The organism is Rhizobium esperanzae (genome assembly GCF_002204185.1).
Lineage (GTDB): Bacteria > Pseudomonadota > Alphaproteobacteria > Rhizobiales > Rhizobiaceae > Rhizobium > Rhizobium esperanzae.
Genome location: NZ_MXPU01000014.1, coordinates 146,207 through 170,686 on the forward strand (window position 1 = coordinate 146,207; position 24,480 = coordinate 170,686).

23 protein-coding genes and 3 pseudogenes are annotated in these 24,480 nt (G+C 59.3%); 9 read left to right on the top strand and 17 right to left on the bottom strand.

The genetic code is table 11. From position 1 onward, the window contains the following. Window positions 1-27: 27 nt before the first annotated feature. From traA to B5E41_RS20970, 4 genes are read left to right on the top strand one after another with little or no spacing between them, the layout of a single operon-like run. Window positions 28-3,339 carry a Ti-type conjugative transfer relaxase TraA gene (traA, locus tag B5E41_RS20955; protein WP_088395883.1) on the top strand — a complete coding sequence of 1,104 codons (3,312 nt, stop codon included), beginning with the start codon at window positions 28-30 and terminating at the stop codon, window positions 3,337-3,339. Further along, on the top strand, window positions 3,336-3,902 hold the full coding sequence (gene traF / locus B5E41_RS20960) for a conjugative transfer signal peptidase TraF (RefSeq protein ID WP_088395884.1): 567 nt from the start codon (window positions 3,336-3,338) through the stop codon (window positions 3,900-3,902). Before traA ends, traF begins: the two co-directional genes overlap by 4 nt. Then, entirely contained in the window at window positions 3,892-5,055 is a 1,164-nt protein-coding gene (locus B5E41_RS20965) for a conjugal transfer protein TraB (protein ID WP_088395885.1), read from the top strand. Before traF ends, B5E41_RS20965 begins: the two co-directional genes overlap by 11 nt. A gap of 16 nt (window positions 5,056-5,071) precedes the next feature. Further along, window positions 5,072-5,686 carry a TraH family protein gene (locus B5E41_RS20970; RefSeq protein WP_088395886.1) on the top strand — a complete coding sequence of 205 codons (615 nt, stop codon included), beginning with the start codon at window positions 5,072-5,074 and terminating at the stop codon, window positions 5,684-5,686. Window positions 5,687-5,868: 182 nt separating this feature from the next. Here the strand turns inward: B5E41_RS20970 and B5E41_RS32690 are convergent. From B5E41_RS32690 to B5E41_RS20985, 3 genes and pseudogenes are all read right to left on the bottom strand, one after another. Then, a pseudogene (locus B5E41_RS32690) lies at window positions 5,869-6,081 on the bottom strand (DUF5615 family PIN-like protein); the annotation flags it as partial. Further along, window positions 6,078-6,710, bottom strand: coding sequence for a DUF433 domain-containing protein (locus B5E41_RS20980; RefSeq protein WP_088395887.1), 633 nt, complete (start codon window positions 6,708-6,710; stop codon window positions 6,078-6,080). The pseudogene B5E41_RS32690 and the gene B5E41_RS20980, both read right to left, overlap by 4 nt. A 101-nt stretch (window positions 6,711-6,811) precedes the next feature. Beyond that, the gene (locus B5E41_RS20985) at window positions 6,812-7,033 is read right to left on the bottom strand and encodes a helix-turn-helix domain-containing protein (RefSeq protein ID WP_088395888.1); all 222 of its coding nucleotides are present in this window, start codon (window positions 7,031-7,033) and stop codon (window positions 6,812-6,814) included. A gap of 228 nt (window positions 7,034-7,261) precedes the next feature. On the opposite strand from B5E41_RS20985, the gene B5E41_RS20990 reads away from it, so the two are divergent. Beyond that, window positions 7,262-7,582, top strand: a complete 321-nt coding sequence (locus B5E41_RS20990) for a transcriptional repressor TraM (RefSeq protein ID WP_088395889.1) — start codon at window positions 7,262-7,264, stop codon at window positions 7,580-7,582. 3 nt (window positions 7,583-7,585) lie between these two features. Here B5E41_RS20990 and B5E41_RS20995 read toward each other — a convergent pair whose 3' ends face one another. The 14 genes and pseudogenes from B5E41_RS20995 to traI form a co-directional block, all read right to left on the bottom strand. Next, on the bottom strand, window positions 7,586-8,290 hold the full coding sequence (locus tag B5E41_RS20995; RefSeq protein ID WP_088395890.1) for an autoinducer binding domain-containing protein: 705 nt from the start codon (window positions 8,288-8,290) through the stop codon (window positions 7,586-7,588). 79 nt (window positions 8,291-8,369) lie between these two features. After that, on the bottom strand, window positions 8,370-9,062 hold the full coding sequence (locus B5E41_RS21000) for a LuxR family transcriptional regulator (RefSeq protein WP_088395891.1): 693 nt from the start codon (window positions 9,060-9,062) through the stop codon (window positions 8,370-8,372). 218 nt (window positions 9,063-9,280) lie between these two features. Then, window positions 9,281-10,576, bottom strand: coding sequence for an IncP-type conjugal transfer protein TrbI (gene trbI, locus B5E41_RS21005; RefSeq protein ID WP_088395892.1), 1,296 nt, complete (start codon window positions 10,574-10,576; stop codon window positions 9,281-9,283). A gap of 11 nt (window positions 10,577-10,587) precedes the next feature. Beyond that, on the bottom strand, window positions 10,588-11,028 hold the full coding sequence (gene trbH, locus B5E41_RS21010; protein ID WP_088395893.1) for a conjugal transfer protein TrbH: 441 nt from the start codon (window positions 11,026-11,028) through the stop codon (window positions 10,588-10,590). 2 nt (window positions 11,029-11,030) lie between these two features. After that, window positions 11,031-11,843 carry a P-type conjugative transfer protein TrbG gene (gene trbG, locus B5E41_RS21015; protein WP_088395894.1) on the bottom strand — a complete coding sequence of 271 codons (813 nt, stop codon included), beginning with the start codon at window positions 11,841-11,843 and terminating at the stop codon, window positions 11,031-11,033. A 17-nt stretch (window positions 11,844-11,860) separates the two neighbouring features. After that, complete coding sequence (locus B5E41_RS21020) at window positions 11,861-12,523, bottom strand: conjugal transfer protein TrbF (RefSeq protein WP_088395895.1); 663 nt, start codon at window positions 12,521-12,523, stop codon at window positions 11,861-11,863. A gap of 20 nt (window positions 12,524-12,543) precedes the next feature. Then, window positions 12,544-13,725: a P-type conjugative transfer protein TrbL gene (gene trbL, locus B5E41_RS21025; RefSeq protein ID WP_088395896.1), complete on the bottom strand. Its 1,182-nt coding sequence runs from the start codon at window positions 13,723-13,725 to the stop codon at window positions 12,544-12,546. Continuing rightward, window positions 13,719-13,919, bottom strand: a complete 201-nt coding sequence (gene trbK / locus B5E41_RS21030) for an entry exclusion protein TrbK (RefSeq protein WP_081284279.1) — start codon at window positions 13,917-13,919, stop codon at window positions 13,719-13,721. Before trbK ends, trbL begins: the two co-directional genes overlap by 7 nt. Then, window positions 13,916-14,719: a P-type conjugative transfer protein TrbJ gene (gene trbJ, locus B5E41_RS21035; protein ID WP_064843797.1), complete on the bottom strand. Its 804-nt coding sequence runs from the start codon at window positions 14,717-14,719 to the stop codon at window positions 13,916-13,918. Before trbJ ends, trbK begins: the two co-directional genes overlap by 4 nt. Next, the gene (locus B5E41_RS21040) at window positions 14,691-17,147 is read right to left on the bottom strand and encodes a conjugal transfer protein TrbE (RefSeq protein ID WP_088395897.1); all 2,457 of its coding nucleotides are present in this window, start codon (window positions 17,145-17,147) and stop codon (window positions 14,691-14,693) included. The genes trbJ and B5E41_RS21040 overlap by 29 nt, the downstream gene beginning before the upstream one ends. 10 nt (window positions 17,148-17,157) lie before the next feature. Further along, window positions 17,158-17,457, bottom strand: a complete 300-nt coding sequence (locus B5E41_RS21045; protein ID WP_088395898.1) for a conjugal transfer protein TrbD — start codon at window positions 17,455-17,457, stop codon at window positions 17,158-17,160. Then, window positions 17,450-17,830 (bottom strand): TrbC/VirB2 family protein, encoded by a 381-nt coding sequence (locus B5E41_RS21050; protein ID WP_064843801.1) that lies wholly within the window; start codon window positions 17,828-17,830, stop codon window positions 17,450-17,452. Before B5E41_RS21050 ends, B5E41_RS21045 begins: the two co-directional genes overlap by 8 nt. After that, a complete protein-coding gene (gene trbB, locus B5E41_RS21055; protein WP_064843803.1) occupies window positions 17,820-18,797 on the bottom strand; it encodes a P-type conjugative transfer ATPase TrbB in 978 nt (325 codons plus the stop codon). The genes B5E41_RS21050 and trbB overlap by 11 nt, the downstream gene beginning before the upstream one ends. A 10-nt stretch (window positions 18,798-18,807) precedes the next feature. Next, window positions 18,808-19,431 (bottom strand): annotated as a pseudogene (gene traI, locus B5E41_RS21060) (acyl-homoserine-lactone synthase). A 375-nt stretch (window positions 19,432-19,806) separates the two neighbouring features. Between traI and repA the strand changes: the two are divergent. The 4 genes and pseudogenes from repA to B5E41_RS21080 all read left to right on the top strand — a co-directional run bounded on the left by repA (window position 19,807) and on the right by B5E41_RS21080 (window position 24,475). After that, window positions 19,807-21,030 (top strand): plasmid partitioning protein RepA, encoded by a 1,224-nt coding sequence (repA, locus tag B5E41_RS21065; protein WP_088395899.1) that lies wholly within the window; start codon window positions 19,807-19,809, stop codon window positions 21,028-21,030. After that, window positions 21,027-22,061: a plasmid partitioning protein RepB gene (repB, locus tag B5E41_RS21070; RefSeq protein ID WP_088395900.1), complete on the top strand. Its 1,035-nt coding sequence runs from the start codon at window positions 21,027-21,029 to the stop codon at window positions 22,059-22,061. Before repA ends, repB begins: the two co-directional genes overlap by 4 nt. A 189-nt stretch (window positions 22,062-22,250) precedes the next feature. Further along, a complete protein-coding gene (repC, locus tag B5E41_RS21075) occupies window positions 22,251-23,465 on the top strand; it encodes a plasmid replication protein RepC (protein ID WP_088395901.1) in 1,215 nt (404 codons plus the stop codon). Window positions 23,466-23,529: 64 nt separating this feature from the next. Then, window positions 23,530-24,475: pseudogene (locus B5E41_RS21080) on the top strand (IS481 family transposase). Window positions 24,476-24,480: the final 5 nt, after the last annotated feature.

Below are 24,480 nucleotides of genomic sequence, written 5' to 3' on the forward strand. Positions count from 1 at the left end.
GACAGAACCTGTTGAAAGAGTTCCGCCGTGGCCGTCCCCCATTTCTCCGTCAGCGTCGTCGCCCGCGGCTCAGGCCGCAGCGCCGTGCTGTCAGCGGCCTACCGGCATTGCGCCAAGATGGAGTTCGAGCGCGAGGCCCGCACGATCGATTACACCCGCAAGCAGGGATTGCTCCATGAGGAGTTCGTCATTCCCGCCGACGCGCCGCAATGGCTGCGCTCGATGATTGCCGATCGTTCGGTGTCCGGCGCTTCCGAGGCTTTCTGGAACAAGGTCGAAGATTTCGAGAAGCGCTCCGACGCGCAGCTCGCCAAGGATGTGACGATCGCCTTGCCGGTCGAGCTGACGCCCAAGCAGAACATCGCGCTGGTGCGGGATTTCGTCGAGCAGTACATCACGGCGAAGGGCATGGTGGCCGACTGGGTCTACCATGATGCGCCCGGCAATCCGCATGTTCATCTCATGACGACCTTGCGGCCGCTGACCGCGGACGGTTTTGGAGCCAAGAAGGTCCCGGTAACAGGACCGGACGGCAATCCGATCCGCAACGACGCCGGCAAAATCGTCTATGAGCTTTGGGCCGGAAGCATCGACGATTTCAACGCGTTTCGCGACGGCTGGTTTGCCTGCCAGAACAGGCACCTGGCGCTCGCCGGCCTCGACATTTACGTCGATGGCCGCTCCTTCGAGAAGCAAGGGATTGAACTCGAGCCGACTATCCATCTCGGCGTCGGCACGAAGGCGATCGAGCGAAAATCAGATGGTGCGTCCGACCCGGTCGAGCTCGAACGCCTCGAACTGCAGGAGGCTCGCAGGGCCGAGAACGCGAGACGAATCGACCATAATCCGAAGCTCGTGCTCGACCTGATCACGCGTGAGAAGAGCGTCTTCGACGAGCGCGACGTGGCTAAGATCCTCCACCGCTACGTCGACGACGCGGATCTGTTCCAAAGCCTTATGGTACGGATCATTCTGCACCCCGAAACCTTCCGCATCGAGCGCGAGCGGATCGACCTTGCCACCGGTATCCGAGTGCCCGCCAAGTACACGACGCGCGACATGATCCGGCTCGAAGCCGAGATGGCCAATCGCGCCATCTGGCTGTCTCAGCGCTCTTCGCATGGCGTTCGCGACGCAGTGCTGGCGGCGACATTCGAGCGTCATGAACGTCTATCTGACGAGCAGAGGACCGCGATCGAACATGTGGCGGGACCTGAGCGGATCGCCGCCGTGATCGGCCGCGCCGGCGCCGGCAAGACGACGATGATGAAGGCGGCGCGGGAGGCATGGGAAGCGGCCGGTTATCGGGTCGTCGGCGCAGCACTTGCCGGCAAGGCGGCCGAGGGCCTGGAGAAGGAAGCGGGCATCATCTCTCGGACCCTTGCATCGTGGGACCTTCGCTGGAACCAGGGCCGTGACCAGCTCGATGGCAAGACGGTGTTCGTTCTCGACGAGGCCGGCATGGTGTCATCTAGGCAGATGGCGCTGTTCGTCGAAGCGGTGACGAAAGCCGGTGCCAAGCTCGTTCTCGTCGGCGATCCCGAACAGCTTCAACCGATCGAGGCTGGGGCTGCCTTCCGCGCCATCGCCGATCGCATCGGCTATGCCGAACTCGAAACGATCTATCGCCAGCGCCAGCAATGGATGCGCTATGCCTCGCTCGATCTCGCGCGCGGTAAGGTCGGCCGGGCGGTCGACGCCTACCGTGCCAATGGCAAGATAATAGGATCGGACCTGAAAGCCGACGCAGTCGACAACCTGATCGCTGCCTGGGACCGCGATTACGATCCGGCAAAGACGTCGCTTATCCTCGCTCATCTGCGCCGCGACGTGCGCATGCTCAACCAAATGGCGCGCATCAAGCTTATCGAACGCGGGGTTCTCGACCAGGGAACCATGTTCAAGACCGCCGATGGCGGACGCAACTTCGCCGTCGGCGATCAGATCGTTTTCCTGAAGAACGAGGGATCGCTCGGCGTCAAGAACGGCATGCTGGCCAAGGTCGTCGAGACGGGACCAGGACGCATCACCGCGCGGATCGGCGAGAGGGAGAATGCTCGCCAGGTGCTGGTCGAACAGCGCTTCTACAACAACCTCGATCACGGCTATGCCACGACCATCCACAAGAGCCAGGGCGCGACGGTCGACCAGGTCAAGGTGCTCGCTTCCCTTTCGCTCGATCGCCATCTCACCTATGTCGCCATGACCCGTCATCGTGAGGACCTGACCGTCTACTACGGCCGTAGATCCTTCGCGAAGAACGGTGGGTTGATCCCGATCTTGTCGCGAAGGAACGCGAAGGAAACGACTCTCGATTACGAGAAAAGTGACTTCTACCGCGAGGCGCTTCGTTTTGCCGAAGCACGCGGTCTGCATCTGGTCAACGTCGCCCGAACCCTGGTTCGCGACCGGCTGGAATGGGTCGTCAGCCAAAAGCAAAAACTTGCCAATCTCGGCGCTCGCCTTGCCGCCGTCGCCGGCAAGCTCGGCCTCATCCGCGGCGCCGCGCAGTCCCCAACCCAAAACAACACCAAGGAGGCAAAGCCGATGGTCTCGGGCATCACAACCTTCGCCAAATCGGTCGACCAGGCGATCGAGGACAAGATCGCCGCCGATCCAGGATTGAAGAAGCAATGGGAGGAGGTCTCGACCCGCTTCCACCTCGTTTACGCCCAGCCGGAAAGCGCGTTCAAGGCAGTCAATGTCGATGCAATGCTGAAGGACGAGACCGCCCAGAAATCCACGTTGGCCAAGCTTGGGTCGGAGCCCGAAAGCTTCGGCGCGCTGAAGGGCAAGACCGGGATCCTCGCCAGCCGCTCCGACAGACAGGAGCGCGAGAAGGCTGGGACCAATGCGCCGGCGCTGGCCCGAAATTTGGAGCGCTATCTGCGCCAGCGGGCGGAGGCGGAACGCAAGTTCGAGGTCGAAGAACGTGCCGTCCGGCTGAAGGTCTCGATCGATATTCCCGCACTGTCGCCAAACGCAAAACAAACATTGGAACGCGTTCGCGATGCGATCGACCGGAACGACCTGCCCGCCGGTCTCGAATACGCGCTCGCCGACAAAATGGTGAAGGCGGAACTGGAGGGTTTCGCCAAGGCGGTATCGGAGCGGTTCGGCGAGCGAACCTTCCTGTCGCTTGCCGCGAAGGAACCCAATGGACAGACCTTCAGTGCCGTCACTTCGGGAATGACGGCCGGACAGAAGACGGAGGTGCAATCGGCGTGGAATTCGATGCGGACGGTGCAGCAACTCGCCGCTCATGAGCGCACGACCGAGGCGCTGAAGCAAGCGGAGACCCTGCGTCAGACGAAGAGCCAGGGGCTCTCGCTCAAATGAAGACATCCGTGTTTGCGTTTGGGACGCGACGCGCTCAAAGGGCGCATGCAGTCGTGCTCTTGGCCTTGGCGGCATCCATCGTTGGCAGCGGTGTTGCTGCCGCAATCGTCGGCGGTTTCCGCATCAACCTGACACCGAGCGAACCCCTCGGCCTCTGGCGGATCGTGGCGCTCGATCGCCCGGCCGCTGCCGGAGACCTTGTCTTCATTTGCCCTCCGCAAACTGCGGTGATGATGGCGGCGAGAGAGCGTGGTTATCTCCGCTCCGGCACCTGCCCGGGCGGCGTAGCGCCGCTCATCAAGACCGTCGTCGCAGTCCCCGGGCAGCATGTTCAAATCGGCGCCCGAGTGACAATCGATGGGCATCCAATCCCATTTTCCGATCTGGCAGAGCGGGACGGCAATGGCCGGTCGATGAAGCCATTTCCCGGCGGCGTCGTGCCCGACGAAAGCGTCTTTCTCCATTCACCGTTCAGGAGCTCCTATGACTCCCGCTATTTCGGCCCCCTGCCCGCCTCCGGAATCCTCGGTCTGGCGCAACCGGTGCTCACCTATGCGCCGTGAGCACCTCCAGCCAACCGCATTGATGGCCGTTTCAATCGTCGCCGGGACGGTGGGATGGAGTGGACATGTCCTCCTTCTCCCGGTCGCGCTCGCGTTTCCGGTTCTCTGGGCGCTTGCGCGAACGAGGCTGACGGCCGCGTTTGTCTCGGCCGGCTATTTTCTCGCTGCGTCACGCGGTCTGCCGCAGGGCGTAGCCACCTTCTATTCGTCTGACCTCTGGCCTGGATTATTGCTCTGGCTCTGTGCGTCGACCGGCTTCGTCATCGTGTACACCGTCCTCTGGACGAAGGAGACGGGTGCTCGTCCGTGTCACTATTTCCTGGCAGCGGCTCTGATGGCCATTCCGCCATTCGGCATCACCGGCTGGGCTCATCCGATCACGGCCGCGGGCGTGCTGTTTCCAGGATGGGGATGGTGGGGGCTGGTTGCCGTGACAGCCGGCCTCATGGGCCTCGTAACCCGCATGTGGCGAGCTGTCGCGATCGTCCTGGCAGGCTTTTGGATCGGGTCCGCCGCAACCTGGGACGAATCGACGCTACCCCAAGGTTGGCAGGGGGTCGATCTCGAAATGGGAGCGTCGTTGGGGCGCGACACTAGCTTGCAGCGTTACCGTGATCTGATTGCCACGGTCACGGATCGGGCATCGGGCGGCGCCCGCTCGATTGTTCTTCCCGAAAGCGCTCTTGGCTTCTGGACGCCGACCGTCGAGCGGCTATGGGTGCGAGCTTTGCAGGCAACTGACGCCACCGTTATCGCCGGCGCCGCTGTCGTAGATGCAGGCGGATACGACAATGTTCTGATCGCCATCTCCAGCGACGGGGCTCGCCTCCTTTATCGCGAGCGCATGCCGGTGCCAGGTTCGATGTGGCAGCCTTGGCGGCCCCTCCTCGGTCAGAGCGGCGGAGCGCGAGCGCATTTCTTCGCGAACCCGGTCGCGACAATTGCCTACAGGCGGGCCGCACCCCTGATCTGCTACGAGCAACTGATCGTCTGGCCCCTTCTCCAATCCATGCTCCACGATCCGGACGTCGTCATTGCCGTCGGCAACGGTTGGTGGACCAAGGGGACGTCCATCGTGGCTATCCAGCGCGCCAGCACAAACGCTTGGGCGCGTCTGTTCGACAAACCCGTCGTTTTCTCCTTCAACACCTGAATGCCATGGAGACCTGATGCTCGACGCCGCTCTCATCCAACAATGCGCCGACCCCTCTTTGAAGCCCGCAATCGTCGAGCAGTTCGTGACCGCGGCGGGCGCAAATGGTCCGCTCGCCGTCACCGTCAAATCAGGTGGCCGATTGATCCTCGTTCCGAAGGCGACAACGCAGGATGAGGCGATGGCGATCGTCCGGCAGTATGTCGGCCAGGCGGTGGTGCGTGTCGGCCTGACGCAGTTTCCGGCTGGCGTCGGTGTGAAGGACGCGGCTGATCTGAAGCCCGATCTCGTCGATCCTTGCGAAAACCTCCGCAAGGGAACGGCTATGTTTGCCAAGGTCTTGCGGATTGTCGCCAAGTGGTACGGCAATCCGAAGAACGACGATGTCTTCCCGCAGATCTTCGACGATGCGGTCTATGCCTGGAAGACCGGAGAGTTCGAGGGGGTGAGCGTTTTTCAGGCGGAAGATCCTGGGAAAAGCGTCACGATCGACAACGTGTTGCCTGCACACCAGGACAAGGCCACCGTCGACCTGCCGCCTGCGGATACAGATGCCGAAAGCATCGAGAAAGGCGAAAGCGTCGGATCAGCGGAGATGCGGATTGACCTGTCGAGGATTGGGGGCAAATGATGCCAAATGAAGGCCGCTAAGCCTCCGGAAGCGAATAGCGCGTGAGAACAGCGTCCTCGCCATCGAGGGTCACTTCGATGACTTCGTTGACCATAGCCTGCTCTCCCGCCAAATCCTGCAGTATGAGGGGCAAACAATTCTCGTTGCTGCGCGGGAAGCACCTGCGGGACAATGATCACCAGGCCCGCATGCAATTCCTCTTTCGCGTACAGCTTCCGGAAGTCGCGGGCGTTGTTCGTCACGAACGTGAAATCCTCCTCGATGATCCGAGGCATCAGATCCCAGTCGGTTTCGCCGCTCAGTCCCAGCCAGTTCACATGAAAACAATCGTGGCCATGCGCTTGCGCTACGGCCACAAGCGATGTGTGGAGGCATTCATCGATAAGGAACTTCACGAGGTCGAGCCGGAGGGTTTGGGAGCGCTGTCGTTTCGAAATCGCAGACGCTTCACGGATTTCACCGTCAGGCCCTGTTCCGAAAGCTTCCGCGGCCGCCCCCTGCCGGGATGGGCCGCAGCCCAGATCTCGGCAAGGTCCACCATACGCTCGGTGACCGCAGGATAACCCTCGACGATTTCCGCGGTACTTGCGCCCTGGGTCTTCATCGCGGCAATCGTTCGCACGGGAACACGGGTTCGCTTGAACACCGGCTCGCCGCCCACGACCCCTTTCACGCTTTCAATCATTCGTTCGGCCTCTCGAAGCGCCTCGGCCCGCGCGGCCAATTGTTCTCGTGCCCGCGCAACGTCGATAATGAGATAGTCGTCTGCCCTAACAGTTTCGGCATGCGGGTTCTGGTCGATCGTATCGAATAAGCGCTTGCGGCGCTCGGCAGACAAGATCGATCCGACGCCGTACCAGAGCTTCAACCGAAGCAGATCCTCATCGGTGAGCGCTCGACCCCGGCTGCCAATGAGATGCGTCGCGATGATCCGCTTGTCGATCGCATTGTGCACTGACTTCACAGCGATCTCGCTGACAGCCGCGGCCTCGGCGGGCGTGTAGGCGTGTGAGGTGTCGGTCATAATCATTCTCCTTGTGGAGAATATATAATGCAGCTGACATCGCCCGTAAAGATTGACGGAGCTTCTCGATACCAGGGACCCGTCAGACCAGTAAGGAGGGGTCACTTCTTCTCCGGCGGCCGCTTCAGCAGATCAGATGCTTCTACTTCCAAAATCGCTGCTAAGCGGTCCACCACATCGATGCTCGCATTGTAGACGCTGCGCTCGAGGGAGCTGATGTAAGTGCGATCGATATCTGCTCGAAAAGCAAGCTCTTCTTGCGATAGGCCTTTGGCCAGCCGCGCGGCTTTCAGATTTCGTGCAAATACCTCTCGAATCTCCATGATCGAGAGAGCATCGGCTTGTAGAGTATTTCACCACGGAGTATTCTCTACAAAGACATTCCGTTGACGAATCAAGATGATGCAGCAGCGTCAGAAAGTTAGTTTCGCGCGAGTGCTGAGCCGCTCAAAATACGAACTCCCTCCCATCCTGTGACGATCTGGTATTTAATCGCGAGCGTATGCGGCCTCGGGTCTTGACGTCACAGTATGCAATTTGAGGAGACGGGGATGAAGGACGCCAGCTCATCCGGCGCAGACGACAAAAATGGAAGACAACTTCGTTACAGTTCAGCGCGAAAATCGGATTTGGAGACGCTGGCTGTTTCGGCGATCCGCGAACACCGTCGGCTCCTCGCAGCCGATCAAGCCGTATATGACGAGTGGGTTCTCGCCAGTGACGACCCGTCGATCTCCGGTTCGGTGCTTCAAGCCCTTCAAAACGAACACATCGCGCGCCAGAAGAAGTCCGAGAACCAGCAAGAGGAACTCTCGAAAATCCTGGACGCGCTCGGCTACGTTCCGGACGTGCCACTTGAGAGTGACGGATAAACGTCAGACCAAGCCGCGATCCTTGGCAATTGCGACGAGCTGCGGCACGGACTGGGCGTCAAACTTTTCACGCGCCTTGTCGAGATAGTGTTGCACGGTTCTAGCATTGATGCCGGTGAGCACCGCCGTCTCGGGTGCGGTCTTTCCCTTCGTCGCCCACATAAGGCACATCACTTCACGCGGTGACAGCGTTTGCTTTGGGGCGAGGCGCATCTTCGCAGCGATGAACCTCAATTGGTAGTGAATGACCATCAAAGCCTGCAAAGCTGGAAGCGTTTGCTGCAATTCATGGAAATCTGTTCGTGCCTCCGATGTTGCAAACGTCAGCATCATGTGTGAACCGAAACTGCCGTTCAGCCCGATTGTGACGCCGCGACGGATCCCGTGATCGAACGCCTGATCTCGGAACTTTCGAAGTTGGGACATGCCTCGAGCCGGCCAATCATCTGCGGTCCAGACAAAGGCCTCGCGTCGGCGCCTGGCTTCAGTTACGACTGGATCGATGCGTGAATAATGATTGGCTAAATATGTTTCTTGCCATTCTTTTGGATAGTTGTTGAAGGTGCGAATTTCGGTGCCTGACGCGTCGACATAAGCATATCGCTCAAGCCCGAATGCATTGCCGTAGTTACGCAACGCTGTTTTGATCGCTACCTCATCTTGCGACGCCTCTATCGTATCGATCAAATTCCTCAACGCGTCGTTCAATCCCACTCTCCCTCTGTTCGTCGGGCTGTCCGAACATGCAGCGGGAATGCGCGGAGATAAATCCCCCGGACTGATACCCCTAGGTTGGGGTACCCAGATGAGGAGTGATGAGGTTCAGGTGTACTGCATGGGCTATGGCGGCCGACAATGTGGGGCAACCCAGCTTATAGCGTGCCGATTTCAGGTAGCCGCGCGTCGTATGCTCGGATAATCCCAGAATCTTGCCAATGTCCTTGCTATCTTTACCGCGCGAGGCCCAATGAAGGCACTCGATTTCCCGTGATCCTAGCGCAGGCACGGGATCATTCTCTCCGTGGAGTTCGAACACTGCTTTGCGGTGCAGAAGGAATCCGAGCTCAAGCCACTCCGGTAAAAATTGGCGCTCGATGAACGCCCACTCATCATCGCTCTTCTGGGAGTTGATCGAAAGGAGCGAACGACGCGATTTGTCAACAATCGGGATAGAGACCCCGTTGCTCCCGATTCCGTGCAGCTCGGCATCGACCATGAACTCCTGCGCGGTCTCGGCAATATCAATCTCGCGCCAATCGAAAGGCAGCTGTCGAGAAAAACCCTCTCGAATGATTGGATCGACGTTTATGTAGTCGTTAAGCAGATAGCGCGAAACCCAGCTATCGGGATAGGTGGTTCGTACAAATGGCGCGTCAACGCTATCGACGATTGTCCTCGCAAGATGGAATGTGACGAAATCAATGGGATAGTGCGATTGGAATTCATCCAAAGCGGACGCCACTGTCGCCGCATTTTTCATCGCGCTGAAAGCGTTGGATTAGGTTGGCGAATGCTCGTTTTCCTGCATGCTTCTTTCCGTAACAGTCATTATCGTTTGCGGGTTAGTGACCCCAGAATCGCCGAGCCAGTCGCTAAATGCAACCCCTAAGGGCGGAAAAAGCCCATATACTGTGGAAGCCGCTATCGTCGCGAGTATTTTTGGAGCATGTGCAGTGATAAGAGAATTCATCACAGTTGCTACCGTCGATAAGCTTGCGGAAAAATAATATCCTGATCGACGAGCACGTTGAATTTGTAGCCCGGGCGGATTTGGATCGTCGGCTGGACATTGAGGTTCTTCGAGATCGTCTGCTCCGCGACGCGCCCGAAGCTTTCCGCGAAATTCCGCCTAGCCGCATCGGACGCCGTGTCCTGCGTCGCAATCGTCGAACTCTCCGGCATCGACATGTCGATCCCAGTTCCGATCAACGCGACGAGTGCTGCCGAGCTCCAGGTGCGCCAGAGATGCCGATCGACCTTGTCCTTGAAGCCGCCATATCCCTCGGCGTCCGTGCCGGCCATGCCGCCGATCTGCAGGGTCGATCCATTAGGAAAGATCAGGTCGGTCCAGACCACGAGGACACGCTCCTGGCCGAACGAGACTTTGGAATCGTAACGGCCAAAGAGCTTGGCACCCTGCGGGATCAGGAGCCGATAGCCGGTGGCGCTGTCATAGACGTTCTGGCTGACCTGCGCGCTGATGCGCCCCGGCAGGTCGGAGTTGAGGCCGGTGATCAAGGTGGCGGGAATGACTGAGCCACGCTTCAGCTCATACGGCGACATCTGCGGCACGACCTGGTTCGGCAGGTAGCCGAGATCCTTGATGTCCTGATTGAAAAAGTCCTCCTTCGACGTCTGCCCGTTCTGATCGACGTTCTGTCCCATCAGGCCGGATTTCATGGCGGCGGCATAAAGGTCTGACGCGCTGTTTGCTGCGATATTTGTCGGCTGACGGCCGGTGTCGTTGGTGGAGTTTGCGGCCTTCTCGACGTCGGAGATGTCTACCTGCAACGGCGATTCGAGCGCCGTCGCGCGAGCCTGGAGACGTGCCATCCGTTGGCGCTGGGCCTCGCGCATATATTGTTCATCCTGCTCCCGTTTCAGGCGAGCCTTCCACTCTTCCTCTGACTCGAGCCTTTGGCGACGGTCTTGTCTCTCCTCAGGTCGGCGCTCGACGACCGGTTCCTGCGTCTCCTTTTTTTCCACCACGACGGGTGTCGGCTGAAACACCTCCTGCTTTTCTGGTTCACCGATAATGCCATCCGTGACACCCCGCTTGAGTTGGTCCCCGAAAGTCGTCGCCGGTGTGTTGGAAGCACCCTCGATGTCGCCACGATTGAAGGAGAGCCCCCGCAGCGATAGACCAATCACGACGACGCCGATGAATAGCACGATGACGATGATGGCGACGATGATCGGCAGGCGGTTGAGCCGGCGCATGCCATTCTGATCGTCGGCTTGGCTGGACGTGCCAAGCTGGAGCGACTGGACCATGTTTGTCTCCGTCAATTGCGCTGCATGATCGAAAGCGGACTGGCCGGCGTGGCGCCGGCCTCTGTCGGCGTATAGGCGCGGCCAAGAGCGATGGAAGGCGTCGAGAGCCGCACCAGCACCTGCCCGTCGAAGCCCTCGATTGCATAATCAAGTTCGACCGGCTTGACGTCTTTGGCCGTTTTGCCGTCGGTGGCGACTGTATAGCCCCACCCTTTCAGGGCCGCCTCAAGGGCGGTCGCGAATTCAGACGTATCCTTTTCCATTTTGATCGTGTTCGTAGCACCGGCCGGGCCGATCTGTTCAGCCAGGCGACTTGCCATGTCGCCGGCGATGGCGCTTGCAGCCGGTCCGGTGACGGCCACAGGCGTGGAACTGGTGGTCAGTGCGTCGCCCGCCGTTTGGCAGCCGGAGAGCAGCGCGACCGCGATGAAAAACGCGAGAAGCCTCCGCATGGTCAGCCTCCCCTCCGGATCCTGATCTTCTGTTGCCGCCAACCGACGCCGGAAACGAGGATCGCCTTGTCGATCGCATAGTCGACGGTCATCACGTCGTTCTTCATCCGATAATTGACGATGCGATTTTGACCGCCGGAGACGACGAAGAGCACCGGCGCGTCCTCGCCGGAGATCGATTTCGGGAACTGGATGTAGGTCTTCACCCCGTCCGAATAGACCCGTTTCGGTTTCCAAGAAGCACTGCCGCTGATCGAATAGGAAAAATTCAGCTTGTCCGGCGCGGCGCCCGGAATGCCACCGGTTTCGAGACGGGCGTTGATGTCGGCGAGCTTGGTCGACACGTCTTCCGGATATTCGAACCCAACGCGCGCCATGTACTGGCTGGGGTGGGACTTGAGCTGGATATGATAGGTGCGCCGCGATGTCGTCACGACCATCGAGGTAACGAGCCCAGGTTCGGAGGGTTTGACGATCAGGTGGATGGCCTGCCCGCCTGTCGCTCCCGACGTCGCAGGCTCTACCTTCCAGCGCACGGTGTCGCCGACGAGGACGTCGCGGACGATCTCGCCACCCTGAAGTTCGATGTCGCAGACCTGCAGCGGCGAGCAGACGACGGACGGCTGGGTCTCGCCGAACAGAAAGATCACCTTGCCGTCCGGACCTGTCGTAACCAGTCCCGGCGTGCCACGCCACTTTCTGGAAAGATTTGTTCCCCTGACCTCATTCGTCGTCATGCTTTGCGCCTGCGCGCCCGCCGCCAGCAAGAGTCCGGCCATGCAGCCGGCGGCTGCGATCAATCCCGTTTTTTTCATTGAAAGAATCCCTGCCCTTAAAGCTGTCCCGTCCAGTCAAAATCCCGGACGTAGAGGCCGATCGGATTGAGGCGAATCGTCGCCTCATCCTGTGGCGCGGTGAGCGTCACCGTTGCGATCCCGCGGAAACGGCGTGTGCCGGTTTCCTTGCCCTTGCGGTCCCGCTCGTATTCCGTCCAGTCGATCTGATAGGTCTGGTTCGAGAGCGCGACGATGTTGTTGACCTCGATGGCAACGGTCGAGGACTTCGCCTTCTCGAATGGAGAATTGCCTCGAAACCAGGCGTTGACCTTCTCGGTTGACGGGTCGGAGGTGCGAAGAAGGGCGTAGGTGCGGTCGATATATTGCTTCTGCACCACCGCATCCGGCGTGATCGAGCGAAAGCTTGTGACGAAGTTGCCGAGTGTGGCGCGCACCACGCGGACATCGGCATACTCGATCTGCTCGGGAAAGCCTGCCGTGACTGCGGCTCCGAGCTTGTCGACCTCGACGATGTAAGGCACGAGCCTCACTTGCGTGCTCAGATACATCGCGTAGCTGAAGCCGATGACGGCCATGACCAGGCCGAGGACACCGACAATGCGCCATGCGGCTGCGGCCTTCACATAGGAGCCATAACGTTCGCTCCATTCCTGGCGGGCGGCAAGATACGGGTTTTCCGGGGCGCGGTTCGCTGCCATTTATTCTTCCCTTGTCTCGATTACGGTTTGTCGTTGCGTTCGGGAGGAGGTTTCGGTCCGCTATGACCGCCGCGCTGTTGATCGAGCTTGGCGTTGGCCAGTCCGAGAATGGACCCCGCATAGGCGCCGGGCGAACCGATCGCCTTTTCCTTCGCGGCCGATCCGGCTGCTTGCGCGCCGGAACCGAAGCCTGCACCTATCCCCCGTAGAGCGGCACCAGCGACGGATGAACCGCCAGCTCGTGCGGCTTGAGCGGCCGCAAAGCCCGCGCCGGCAGCGCCGGCAGCGAGGAAGCCAGCGCCCGCGGCGAAAGAGGCCGCCTGCCCGCCGTGGCGGATCGCTTCCATTCCTCCGGAAACCGATGCGCCCTGGACAACGCCTTGAATGATGTTCGGGACATACATGGCGATAATGAAGACCACGACGGAAATACCGGCGATGGCCAAGGTGGTGACGAACTGATCTGACGAGGCAGTCGGAGCTTGAGCGAGGCCGAGCAGCACGTTCGATCCGATCTTGGCGATCATCACCAAGGCCATGAGCTTCATGCCGACGCCGAAGGCATAGACGAGGTAGCGAACAGCAAAGTCTTTCGTGAAGGAAGAGCCGCCCAGTCCGAGCATGATCATGCCGGCGAGCAAGCCGACATACATTTCGACCATGACCGACACGAAAATAGCCGCAACCAGCGAGAAGCAGATGACAACGATGCCCATGGCGAGAACGGCGGCAATCGCGAGCGCATTGTCTTCGAACACCCCGAACTGTGCTTGTTGCGACATTTGGGAGGCGACGCGGATGCCTGCATCGAACACTTCAGCGGGCGAAGCTGAACCCCCGCCGGCGCCAATCTGGAAAAGGCTGTCGACTACTGCTCGCGCAAAGGTCGGACCTTGGGTCAGAACGAATGCGAAGAACCCGATGAACATGATCCGCCGCACCAGTTCGGCGAACCAGCTGTCCAGTGAAGCTGACTGTATCGCCAACCAGACGGCGGCAATGCCGATCTCGATCGTTGCGAGAATCCAGAATAGGGATTTCGCCGCCTCCATGATGGTGGTCTCCCACCCCTTCGCAGCGGACGAGACCTGGTTTTCCAGTTCCGTGAGGACCTGTCCCTCCTGCGCAAATGCGGGAACTGCATAGGCGAGGAAGAAGAGGCCTGTAATCAGGAACGAACGCGCAACAGTTACCTTCACCATCTCGGGCGCATCTCCTGGCCTTCCTTGATCGGCGGCAGTTCCTTGTCGGAGCCGAAGAATTTTTCCCGGACGGCGCGCTGCTCCTCGGTTAGCGCAGTTATTCCTGTGTTTCGCGAATTGAGGATTAGCACAGTCGCTGCAGACGATGCAGCGGCGGCAGCCACCAGCAAGGCAATCAGGACGGGGCGGCTCACCATCGCGGTTCCATTTTCTGGCCTTCCGGAACGCTCTTGACCTCCGCGTTGAAGAACTTTTCCCGCCGCGCCTGCGCCAGGTCCTTGTCGGTCTGTTCCGTCTGAAGCCAGGTTCCCATCATTGTCATCTGTTGGGAGACGAGACCGCGAAGCTTCTGCATTTGCGCGACTTGCTGGGCGGCGATCTCGTGGCCGACCTGCAAGGCCTTCATCTGCCCGTCAGCCGTTTCGGACATCGACCTCAACGACGACATCGAATCTTCCTCGCTATCGAACTGGTCGGCCGTGAGGCTCGCCGCTTTCAGCGAGCTGGCGATTGTGTCGCGGTTGGTGTTCGACCAGGACTGGTAGGTCGAGGAGAACGTTGCGTTGTCCGGCAAATTCGTCTTGAGATCGGCATAACTCTGAAAGCGCTGCTGAAGAACGTCGTCCGCATTCCCCATCGAAAAGGCGATGCCCTGTCCCTGGTCGACGATACTGCGCAGCTGGTTGAGATCGCTTTCGACCTGACCCCAGACATGGTGAGGAAGCTGCGCAGTGTTTTGCAGCATGTTCTCGTAGATCTTCAGCTGGTTCTGGATCTGCTCTGCAAGCTGGCTGATCTGGGTCAGTTGATTGTCGACCTGGATGCCGGAGCTTTTCATGAGATCCACGAGCTGCGCATTGTTGGCGAGCTGCGTCCATTCGGTCGCAGCGCCGGTGGCTGTACCGGCTTGCACTGAGCCTGCAGCTCCGATCACGAGAGCGGCGGCCGCCAAGCGGGCAAGCCATCTATTCGTACTTGAGTAGCGATGCGGCATCGTGAACTCCTCTCGTTTCAAGCCAGTGGATCGGCCAGTCGCGGCCATGTTCGGATTTCAGCGCGCGGATGCGTTTGAGGTCCTCTTTGCCCGACGCGCCGACGAAGCTCAGGGCGACTGGCCCAAGCGACATGTCGAAGAGCCGCCGGCCTTCTGGCGTGGCGACGTAGTATTCGCGCTTCGGCATGGCGGTAGCGACGATCTCGATCTGTCGCTCGTTGAAGCCGATGCTCTCGTAGAATTCTCGCGTGCCCGACTCACGGGCGGCGCCATTCGGAAGGCAAATCTTGGTCGGGCAGGATTCCTTCAGCACGTCGATAATCCCGGACCGTTCGGCATCGGAGATCGATTGGGTCGCAAGAACGACAGCGCAATTCGCCTTGCGCAGCACCTTCAGCCACTCGCGAATCTTGTCGCGGAATACAGGATGGCCGAGCATCAGCCACGCCTCGTCGAGCACGATCAGACTGGGGGACCCATCCAAACGCTTCTCAATTCGACGGAACAGGTAGGTCAGCACTGGCACGAGATTTCGCTCACCCATGTTCATCAGTTGTTCGGTCTCGAAGGTCTGGAAGGCGCCGAGCGTGAGGCCGTCCTCTTCCCCATCGAGAAGCTGGCCCATTGGACCATCGACGGTGTAGTGATGCAGTGCGTCCTTGATCTCGCGCAGCTGCACGCCGCTGACGAAATCAGACAGCGACCGACCGGATGCGCTCGCCATCAGGCCGATCTGCCGAGAGATGGCGTTACGATGATCGGGGGTGATGGTGACACCCTGCAGGCCGACCAGCATCTCGATCCATTCTGTCGCCCACGCCCGGTCGGCGTCACTTTTGAGTTCGGACAAGGGGCAAAAGGCCAACGCCCTTTCTCCCTCCGCACTGTCACCACCGATCTCATAGTGATCGCCGCCGGCTGCATGCGTCAGGGGCAGAAGTGAACTGCCTTTGTCAAAGGCGAAGATCTGCGCATTTTCGTACCGGCGAAACTGTGCCGCGATCAGGGCGAGCAAAGTAGACTTGCCTGAACCGGTCGGCCCGAAGATCAGCGTGTGGCCGACATCATCGACGTGCAGGTTCAGACGGAACGCTGTCGAGCCGCTCGCGACCTGCATCAAGGGCGGGGAATTCGGTGGGTAAAAGGGGCATGGGGAGACCGGATTTCCGGACCAGACGGAGTTCAGCGGAATCAAGTCGGCGAGATTGCTGGTGTTGATCAGCGGCTCACGGATGTTGCAATACCAGTTGCCTGGCAAGCTACCGAGATAGGCGTCAGTGGCGTTGAGCGTTTCGATCCGCGCCCCGAAACCTTCCGCCTGGATCAGCCGGCGGATCGCTTCGGCCTTCTCCTGGAGTGCTTCGCGATCGCTGTCGAACAGCACGACGACCGGTGTGTAATAGCCATAGGCAACCAGCTGCGATGAGGCCTGCGCGATGGCGTCCTCAGTCTCGGCCACCATGGTCATGGCGTCCTGGTCGACGGATCGACTTTGTGTCTGGAATATCTGGTCGAAGAACGGCCGAACTTTCTGTTGCCATTTCTTGCGTGTGCGTTCGAGCTTCTGTCGGGCCTCCTCGGCATCGAGAAAGATGAAGCGCGATGACCATCGGTAGGTCAGCGGCATCAGGTCTAGGCTGTTCAGAATGCCCGGCCAGCTTTCGGCCGGCAGACCATCGATCGCAACGACGCCGAGGAAACGGTTTTCGACTTTTGGCGTCAGCCCGTGTTCGAGCTCTGCGGTGGCGATCCAGTCGAGATACATGGGAACATCGGGAAGCCGGATTGGATGGCTTTCCCCGGTGGTGCAGAATCGGGCGAACTGGAGGAGCTCGTCATATCGGGCAATCCTCTCCCCTCCCCTTTCGACCGTTTCGCGGGTTTCCATTCGTCGGATCGAAAGTGTGTTGGCAAAATACTGCTCAAGCTCTCGCACCGCGTTCTTGAACACGAAGAGCACAGTGTCCGCGTAGGATTTCTTCCGGCTTTCCTCATCCGAGTAGATGTATTTGCTGAGAGCAGTCTTCCTGGACTCGAGCGGCCGGTAGGTAAGGATCAGCGCATGCTTGCTCTCGAAATGCCCCTGCTCGCGTGCGAAATGCGCCCGGCGCTCGACATCGATCGCACGGGTCACCGGGTCAGGGAAATGGCAACGGTCTTCCGAGGGATAGTCGACCGTCGGAATGCGGATGGCCTCGACCTGGATCATCCAGCCACTTCCAAGCCGTGACAGAACGGCATTGATCTGCCTCGACAGCTCGTTGCGCTCGAGGTCGGTCGCGCTTTCGGAGTCCGGGCCAGCGAAATACCAGCCGGCCATCAGGCTTCCGTCCTTCAACAGGAGGACACCATTGTCGACGAGGCCGGCATAGGGAACGAGATCGGCGAAGGATGGGCCGGTCACCCGGAAGCGTTTGAGAGCTACCATGGCCGTCTCCTCAATACCGTCGCCACGGCGAAGTGGTCGCCTTGTAGTAGGGCCTGTAGGAAATGTGCCTGATATAGACTTGCCGCATCAGCGGATCGGACTTCGCCATCATCCTGAGCAGCCCGACGATCACGACCCATACAGCGACGCCGAAGAGCGCCGAATAAACAGTGAGGACGACGAAGATCAGGATCACCGCTGCAAGACCCGTGATCAGCACCAGCTCCCGGTCGGCGCCCATCAGTAGGTTCGGGCGCGAAAGCGCGCGGTGGATTCGGTTGCGCCGCAGGCCGGAAAGGGACTCAACCATGATCGCCCTCCCCTCCTCCGTTCGAAACAATTGTGATCTGATCGTCCGTCAGCCCGATCGAAGCGCCCGTCGCACCGAACAGGCCGACGATGTTGGTGGCGCCGAGCAGGATGCCGGCGACGAGAACGACGTACACAAGTCGCCGCGCGAAATCGTTGAGCTCGCCGCCGAAGATGAGCATGCCGCCGGCAATGGCCACGGCTGCAAGCGCGATCGCACCCGCGACCGGACCTGTGATCGACTCCTGGATCTGTTGCAGCGGCCCTTCCCATGGGAGGCTGCCGCCGGAGCTGGCAAGCGCCGGCGCGACCGAGGCAAGAACGATTGGCACCGCCCAGAGCGCGGCAACGATGAGAGCATGCTTACGCGACATGGCGCGCCTCCTGTTCTTCGGTGAGCTGATCGGATTCGATCTCGTACCGTCCGTTGATGAACCGCTCGACTTGGATGATGTCTCGAACAAGACGCCCACGCGGCGTCCGTTCGATCGAGATAACCAGGTCGACGGCCTCTCCGATCACCTCGGGCATCGGCTGCTGGCTTGCTTCGGCGGTCAGCTGTTCAAGGCGACGCAGCGCCGACATGGCAGTGTTGGAGTGAACGGTCGCCACGCCCCCGGGGTGGCCGGTGTTCCAGGCCTTGAGCAACGTCAGGGCCGCGCCGTCGCGGACTTCGCCAACGACGATCCGGTCGGGACGCAGCCGCATGGTGCTCTTCAAGAGCCGCGCCATATCGATCGTATCGCTGGTATGGAGGAGAACGGCGTTTTCGGCCGCGCATTGGATTTCCGCGGTGTCTTCAAGAATGACCAGGCGATCCTCCGGCGCAGATTTGACGATCGCGTCGATCACAGCGTTTGCAAGCGTCGTCTTGCCCGAACCGGTTCCTCCGGAAATGATAATGTTAAGCCTCGCGGAAATGGCGCTGCGGATCGTCGATGCCTGGTACTCGCTCATGACGCCGGTGCGGACATAATCTTCGAGCGGAATGAGGCGTGACGCGCGGCGCCGAATGGTAAAGGCAGGCTTGGCGACGATTGGGGGCAACAGACCCTCAAAGCGGTGGCCGCCGATCGGCAGCTCGCCGGAGATGATCGGCTGTTCCGTGTCCACTTCGGATTGAAGCGCATGCGCCACGGTCCCGATCACCATCTCCGCGGCGGCAGACGACATCTCGCCGGCGGGCGCAACGCCGTGACCGAGGCGTTCGATGAACAGCTTTCCGTCCGGATTGAGCATGATCTCGACAACATTCGCGTCGTCCAGCGCCACGCAGAGCTGATCGCCAAGCGCTTCTTGCAGTTTGCGGACAAGCCGCGGGTGGGAGCGGAGCTGGTTCACGGATTCCTCCTTAGGCTGCCTGGCTGAGAGGGCTGAGTTCAGAACGGCAATTGGAAGGACGGAGCCTGAGGAACGTGTCCGTACTGGCTCGCAGTGTGCCCGCCACGGCCATCGTCACGCCGATCTTCTTCGGCTCGCCCAAACGCTGCAGCGGCCATCCAACGCGAGCGAGGATCCGCTCGAACCGGAGATCGGTCACAGTCACAATCTCGGTGTAGCCATTCGCAATGCACCATTCGATGATGCCCGCAAACATGGTCAGGGTCGCCTCATGGACGACGCCATCCCCCTCCCCTCCGCGAGAGCCGTGTCGACGCAGAAGCGAGAACTCTCGATCATTGCCGCATGACTGTTGAGTTGACCGAGGGGGAGAAGCGACGGAAAAACGTCGGCCACCATTGTCGGACCAACGGCGGGAAGGAGCCTTGCGCACCCCGCCAGTTGGCCAGGTCTCCGCGACGGCGAGAAGATAGGTTGGCCGGAGCGCGTCAAAACTATCCGACTCACATCCTGCCGATACGTCGACTTCCCAACCCAGGCGATCCGAAAAGACCCGCGCACGAAGCTGGAAATGGATGTGAAGGAGGTGCGCTTCTTGAATCGTCCGGGGCGTCGAGAACGCGAAAACCTGCATGAATTTCTCCGTCGTTGTTGGTCGGCGGGCAAATCAGCACAGATTGGAATCGCGGGGCAGTTGTAGGATTCAACATGCGCGTTGCGAGGTGAGTCGCGGTTCATGAAGGTTGTGGTGCTACAGAACCTCCGAATCTCCTTGCTGTGATACTGTTCGGATTTGTAGGATTCACAGGAGAACAATCCGGGATCATGGAGCCGTAGTGCGGAGCCTAACTCTCGGAGCGGAAAAGCAAAAATCCGAATAGTTTCGTGCAGATTGTCCCCGGTCGTTAACCTTTCGTTAACCCTAAACTTCTGGACCAGTTCGGAGAATCGTGTTCTATCTTGGCGGGCAATGGCCGGTTAACCGGTAGGAAGCCGCCAAGAGGGACAGATGGCGATAGCAAACCGAGTAGAAACAGTTGTTGGCTCGAAGGAAGATGCCGGCAGCAAAATCATGCGCCATGCCGGGCTCTTGTCCGGGCAATTGCAGCAGCTCAGAACTCGTATGTATCCGCCAAAGTCAGAAAAGACCCTGCGTCCCTTTCTGACCAACGAAGTGTCGAAGCTGACGTCTATACCCGATTCCACCCTGAAGCTCATGTCCACCGAAGGGCGTGGACCGGTTCCCAGCAGGCTGGAAAATAACCATCGCGTCTACACGCTGGCCCAGATTAATGAACTGCGTGAATTGTTCGCGATGCAGAAACCTGCAGACGCCTTGCGATTCCTTCCTCGTCGGCGTGCCGGCGAGCACCTCCAGGTTCTTGCGATAGCCAACTTCAAGGGCGGCAGCGCGAAAACGACAACCTGCGTCCACCTTGCCCACTATCTCGCCCTTCATGGGTATCGCGTCCTCGCGCTCGACCTAGACCCGCAGGCATCCTTGTCGGCTTTGTTCGGTGCTCAGCCAGAGGTTGACGTCGGCTCGAATGAAACCATCTATGCCACGTTGCGTTACGACGATGCCGAACGTCGTCCAATCCGCGAGATAATTCGCAAGACATATTTCGATGGTATCGATCTCATTCCTGGCAATCTTGAAGTCATGGAGTATGAGCACGAAACACCACGGATCTTGGCGAACAAGTCCAGTTCCGGCGCGATCTTCTTTGAACGGCTGAAACTCGCCCTTTCGGACGTCGAGGCGGACTACGACATCGTGATTCTCGACACTCCGCCGTCGCTCGGCTTTCTGACGTTGAGCGCGATATACGCCGCGACTAGCATGATCATCACGGTCCACCCGGCCATGCTGGACGTCGCGTCAATGAGCCAGTTTCTTCTCATGATGGGCGATCTGATTAGTGTTTTGAACGAGAGCGGCGCTCAGTTGGACCAGGACTTCATTCGGTATCTGGTCACACGGCACGACACAAATGACGCGCCACAGTCGCAAGTCGTTGCGATGCTTCGGCACCTGTTCGGCTCCGATGTACTATTGCCAACCGCCATTGAAAGCACCGCCGTTGAGGCCGCCGGCTTGGCGAAACGCTCGGTATACGAGCTCGAATTGGGGCAGATCGGGCGCGATACTCATAAGCGTGCCCGCGAGGCAGTAGATGCTGTGAACGAGGCGATTGTTCGCCTCGTCAATGAGAGCTGGGGGCGGACATGAGTAAATCCCCTCGCAAGTCGATTGTCGCCAGCTTCGGGTTGCTTTCCGCAGAGCTGGAGAGTGATCAGGCTGCGGATCAACAGCAGCCGTCGCAGCCCCCTGCCCCGGTTTCCGGGAATCGTGTCGGAGCGGGTGTTATAGGTGCTGCTCACCGAGCAATCGACGACATCCGAACAGAGCGAGATCGCTTGAAGGCTATCGTTGAGTCGGGTGGTGGTGCGGTTCGCGAGTTGGATCCGTCGATCATCGACCCCTCCCCTTACCCGGACAGACTGCCGGACGATGACGGGGCGAGCTTCGAGGCGTTCAAGCGGTCGATCGAGACTGAGGGGCAAAAGGTTCCTGTCCAGGTTCGCAAACACCCTTCGTCGCCAGGTCGCTATCAGATCGTCTACGGTCATCGACGCTGGCTCGCTGCCATGCAGCTCGACAGGCCTGTTCGCGCTCTCGAAGTCGAGATTTCCGACGTCGACCTAGTTCTTGCACAAGGCATCGAAAACGCGGGTCGCCAAGACCTGACCTGGATCGAGCGCGCGCTATTTGCATCGCGAATGGATGATGCGGGGATCAAGCCTCGGCACATCTACGCCGCGCTTTCGATCGAAGACGCGGAACTGGCACGGATGCGGAGTGTCTACAGGGTCGTTCCCGCGGATATTATTGAGGCCATTGGGCGGGCGCCAAAAATTGGACGGCCACGCTGGCTCGATCTTGCCAAGACGGTTGCGGGCGACTCAGGATCGCTCGATGTCCTACGGGCGGCGCTGGTTAGGAAGTGCGATGCGGTTGAGACGTCCGATCAAAGGTTTCAGCGCGCATTGAACGCCGTCAAGCCGGCATCTGGTCGTCGGGAGCCAACCCCTATCACGGACAATAGCGGGACAAAGCTCGGCGCCTTGTTGATGTCCTCGAAAGAGGTTCGAATCTCGGCTGAGGGATCACTCGGAATCGAGTTTTTGAAGTTTGTTGAGGCGGAGCTCCCAGCGCTAACTGAGCGCTTTGCGCGCCTACGGGAACACGAGAAACCCTGACAGCTGTCAGGGTTTGGAGATGAAGAAAGGAAGAACTGCAAAAGAAAAAGGCCCCCAAACGTTGCCGTCGTGGAAGCCTCTCTCTCTGTGTGACAACTAGAGAATCGCATTTCCCCGAATCCCAGTCAAGAGTCTTTGGCACCGTAATTTGGTGAGCAGGTTTCTTTTGCCTTTTTGAAGGTGAAGAAAATGCAGATTGGAAGTGTGACGACGCCCTTTGGGCGGCGGCCGATGACGCTTGCCTTGGTGAAGCGGCAAATTGAAACGAGCGAGATCAAGCCGGGCAAGTCCGCCGACAAGTGGAGGGTCTTTCGGGACGCTTCCGAAGCGAGGGAGCTGCTCGGGCTGCAGGACCGCAGCCTGGCCGTCCTGGACGCACTCTTGAGCTTTTATCCGGACAACGAATTGCGCCAAGATGCGCAGCTTATTGTTTTCCCGTCTAACGCTCAATTGACACTTCGGGCGCACGGTATCGCCGGCGCCACGCTTCGCAGACATCTAGCCCTTCTCGTTGAGGCAGGACTGATCGTTCGCAAGGACAGCGCGAATGGGAAGCGTTACGCCCGGAAGGACAAGACGGGTGCGATCGATAGCGCATTCGGCTTTGACCTGTCACCCTTGCTCATGCGGGTGGAAGAGCTTGCCATGATGGCGCAACAAGTCGTTGCTGATCGTTTAGCCCTCCGCCGGGCGAAGGAAAGTTTAACGATATGCAGGCGCGACGTTCGAAAGCTCATTTCTGCTGCGATCGAGGAAGGTGCGTCGGGCAACTGGGAAAGTATCGAAGCCATCTACATCAGTCTCGTGGGCAGGATTCCGCGCTCTCCGACGCTCAGTGATGTGAATTCGATCGTGGACGAGATGGAACTCCTGCAGCAGGAGATTATCAACATCTTGGAAATGCAGCAAAAAGACGAAAATATCGGCACCAATGATGTCCGTAGTGAGCGTCACATACAGAATTCAAATACCGAATCCTGCAATGAAATTGAACCTAGCTCTGGAAACGAGCAGGGCGCAAAGGCAGTGGTCGATGATCGGCCAAAGCGAGAGCCAGCCCGGAATTTTCCGCTTGGTATGGTAATGCGGGCTTGCCCCGAGATCGCGATGTATGGGCCGGGCGGTACGATCGGCAGTTGGCGCGAAATGATGGGTGCGGCGGTGGTCGTTCGGTCAATGCTGGGCGTCAGCCCGTCGGCCTATCAGGATGCCTGCGAGGTGATGGGGCCGGAAAATGCGGCGGCAGCGATCGCTTGCATCCTCGAGCGGGCAGGGCACATCAACTCGCCTGGCGGATATCTCCGGGATCTCACACGCAAGTCGGTACGGGGCGAATTTTCGTTAGGGCCGGTTCTCATGGCGCTGCTAAGAGTTCACGGACAAGGCGAGCGCGCAGTGGGCTAGTTGTTTAGACCCGGCATTTGATGGTGCAATATTTTTCTTGGCATGGAGGGAAGCACTATGGGCCATAGTTCTACACGGGAGCGCCACGACGACAGAGGCAATCCGTCGAGCAATACAAAATAGTGAAGAAGAGCCTGAGAACGCTTTCGAAGCGATACGGGATCAACCAGAAAACCGTGGCGAAATGGAAGAAGCGGACATCGTTGGTCGATCTTCCTACAGGTCCGAAGGACCCGCACTCGACGACCCTTTCCCTCGAAGAAGAGGCCGTTATCGTCGCCTTCCGCCGGCATACGTTGCTACCGCTCGATGATTGCCTCTACGCTCTTCAGCCTACCATCTCACATCTGACGCGTTCGTCGTTGCACAGGTGTTTGCAGCGCCACGGCATTTCACGTCTGCCGGAGGTCGGAGGCGACAAGGAGCCGAAGAAGAAGTTCAAAAGTTATCCGATCGGCTACTTCCACATCGATATTGCCGAGGTGCAGACGGCTGAGGGCAAGCTCTATCTCTTTGTCGCAATTGACCGAACATCCAAGTTCGCGTTCGCAGAGCTCTACAACAAAGCCGACAAGATGAATGCCGCCCAGTTCTTGCGCAATCTGATCGCGGCAGTGCCCTACACCATTCACACCGTTTTGACCGACAATGGCATTCAGTTCACTAACCGAGCTTGTGATCGAAATGCCTTCCAGCACATCTTCGATTGGGTCTGCGACGATCACAGCATCGAGCATCGCCTGACAAAGGTGAAGCATCCCTGGACCAACGGACAGGTCGAGCGGATGAACCGAACGATCAAGGAGGCGACCGTCAAGCGCTTCCACTACGACGATCATGCGCAATTAAAAAAACATCTCGCCGACTTTATCGACGCCTACAATTTCGGGCGCCGGCTCAAGACGCTAAAGGGCCTCACGCCTTACGAGTTCATATGCAAACGATGGACTTTGGAGCCAGATCGATTCATCATCGATCCCATCCATCAAATGCCGGGACTAAACACCTAAGGCCG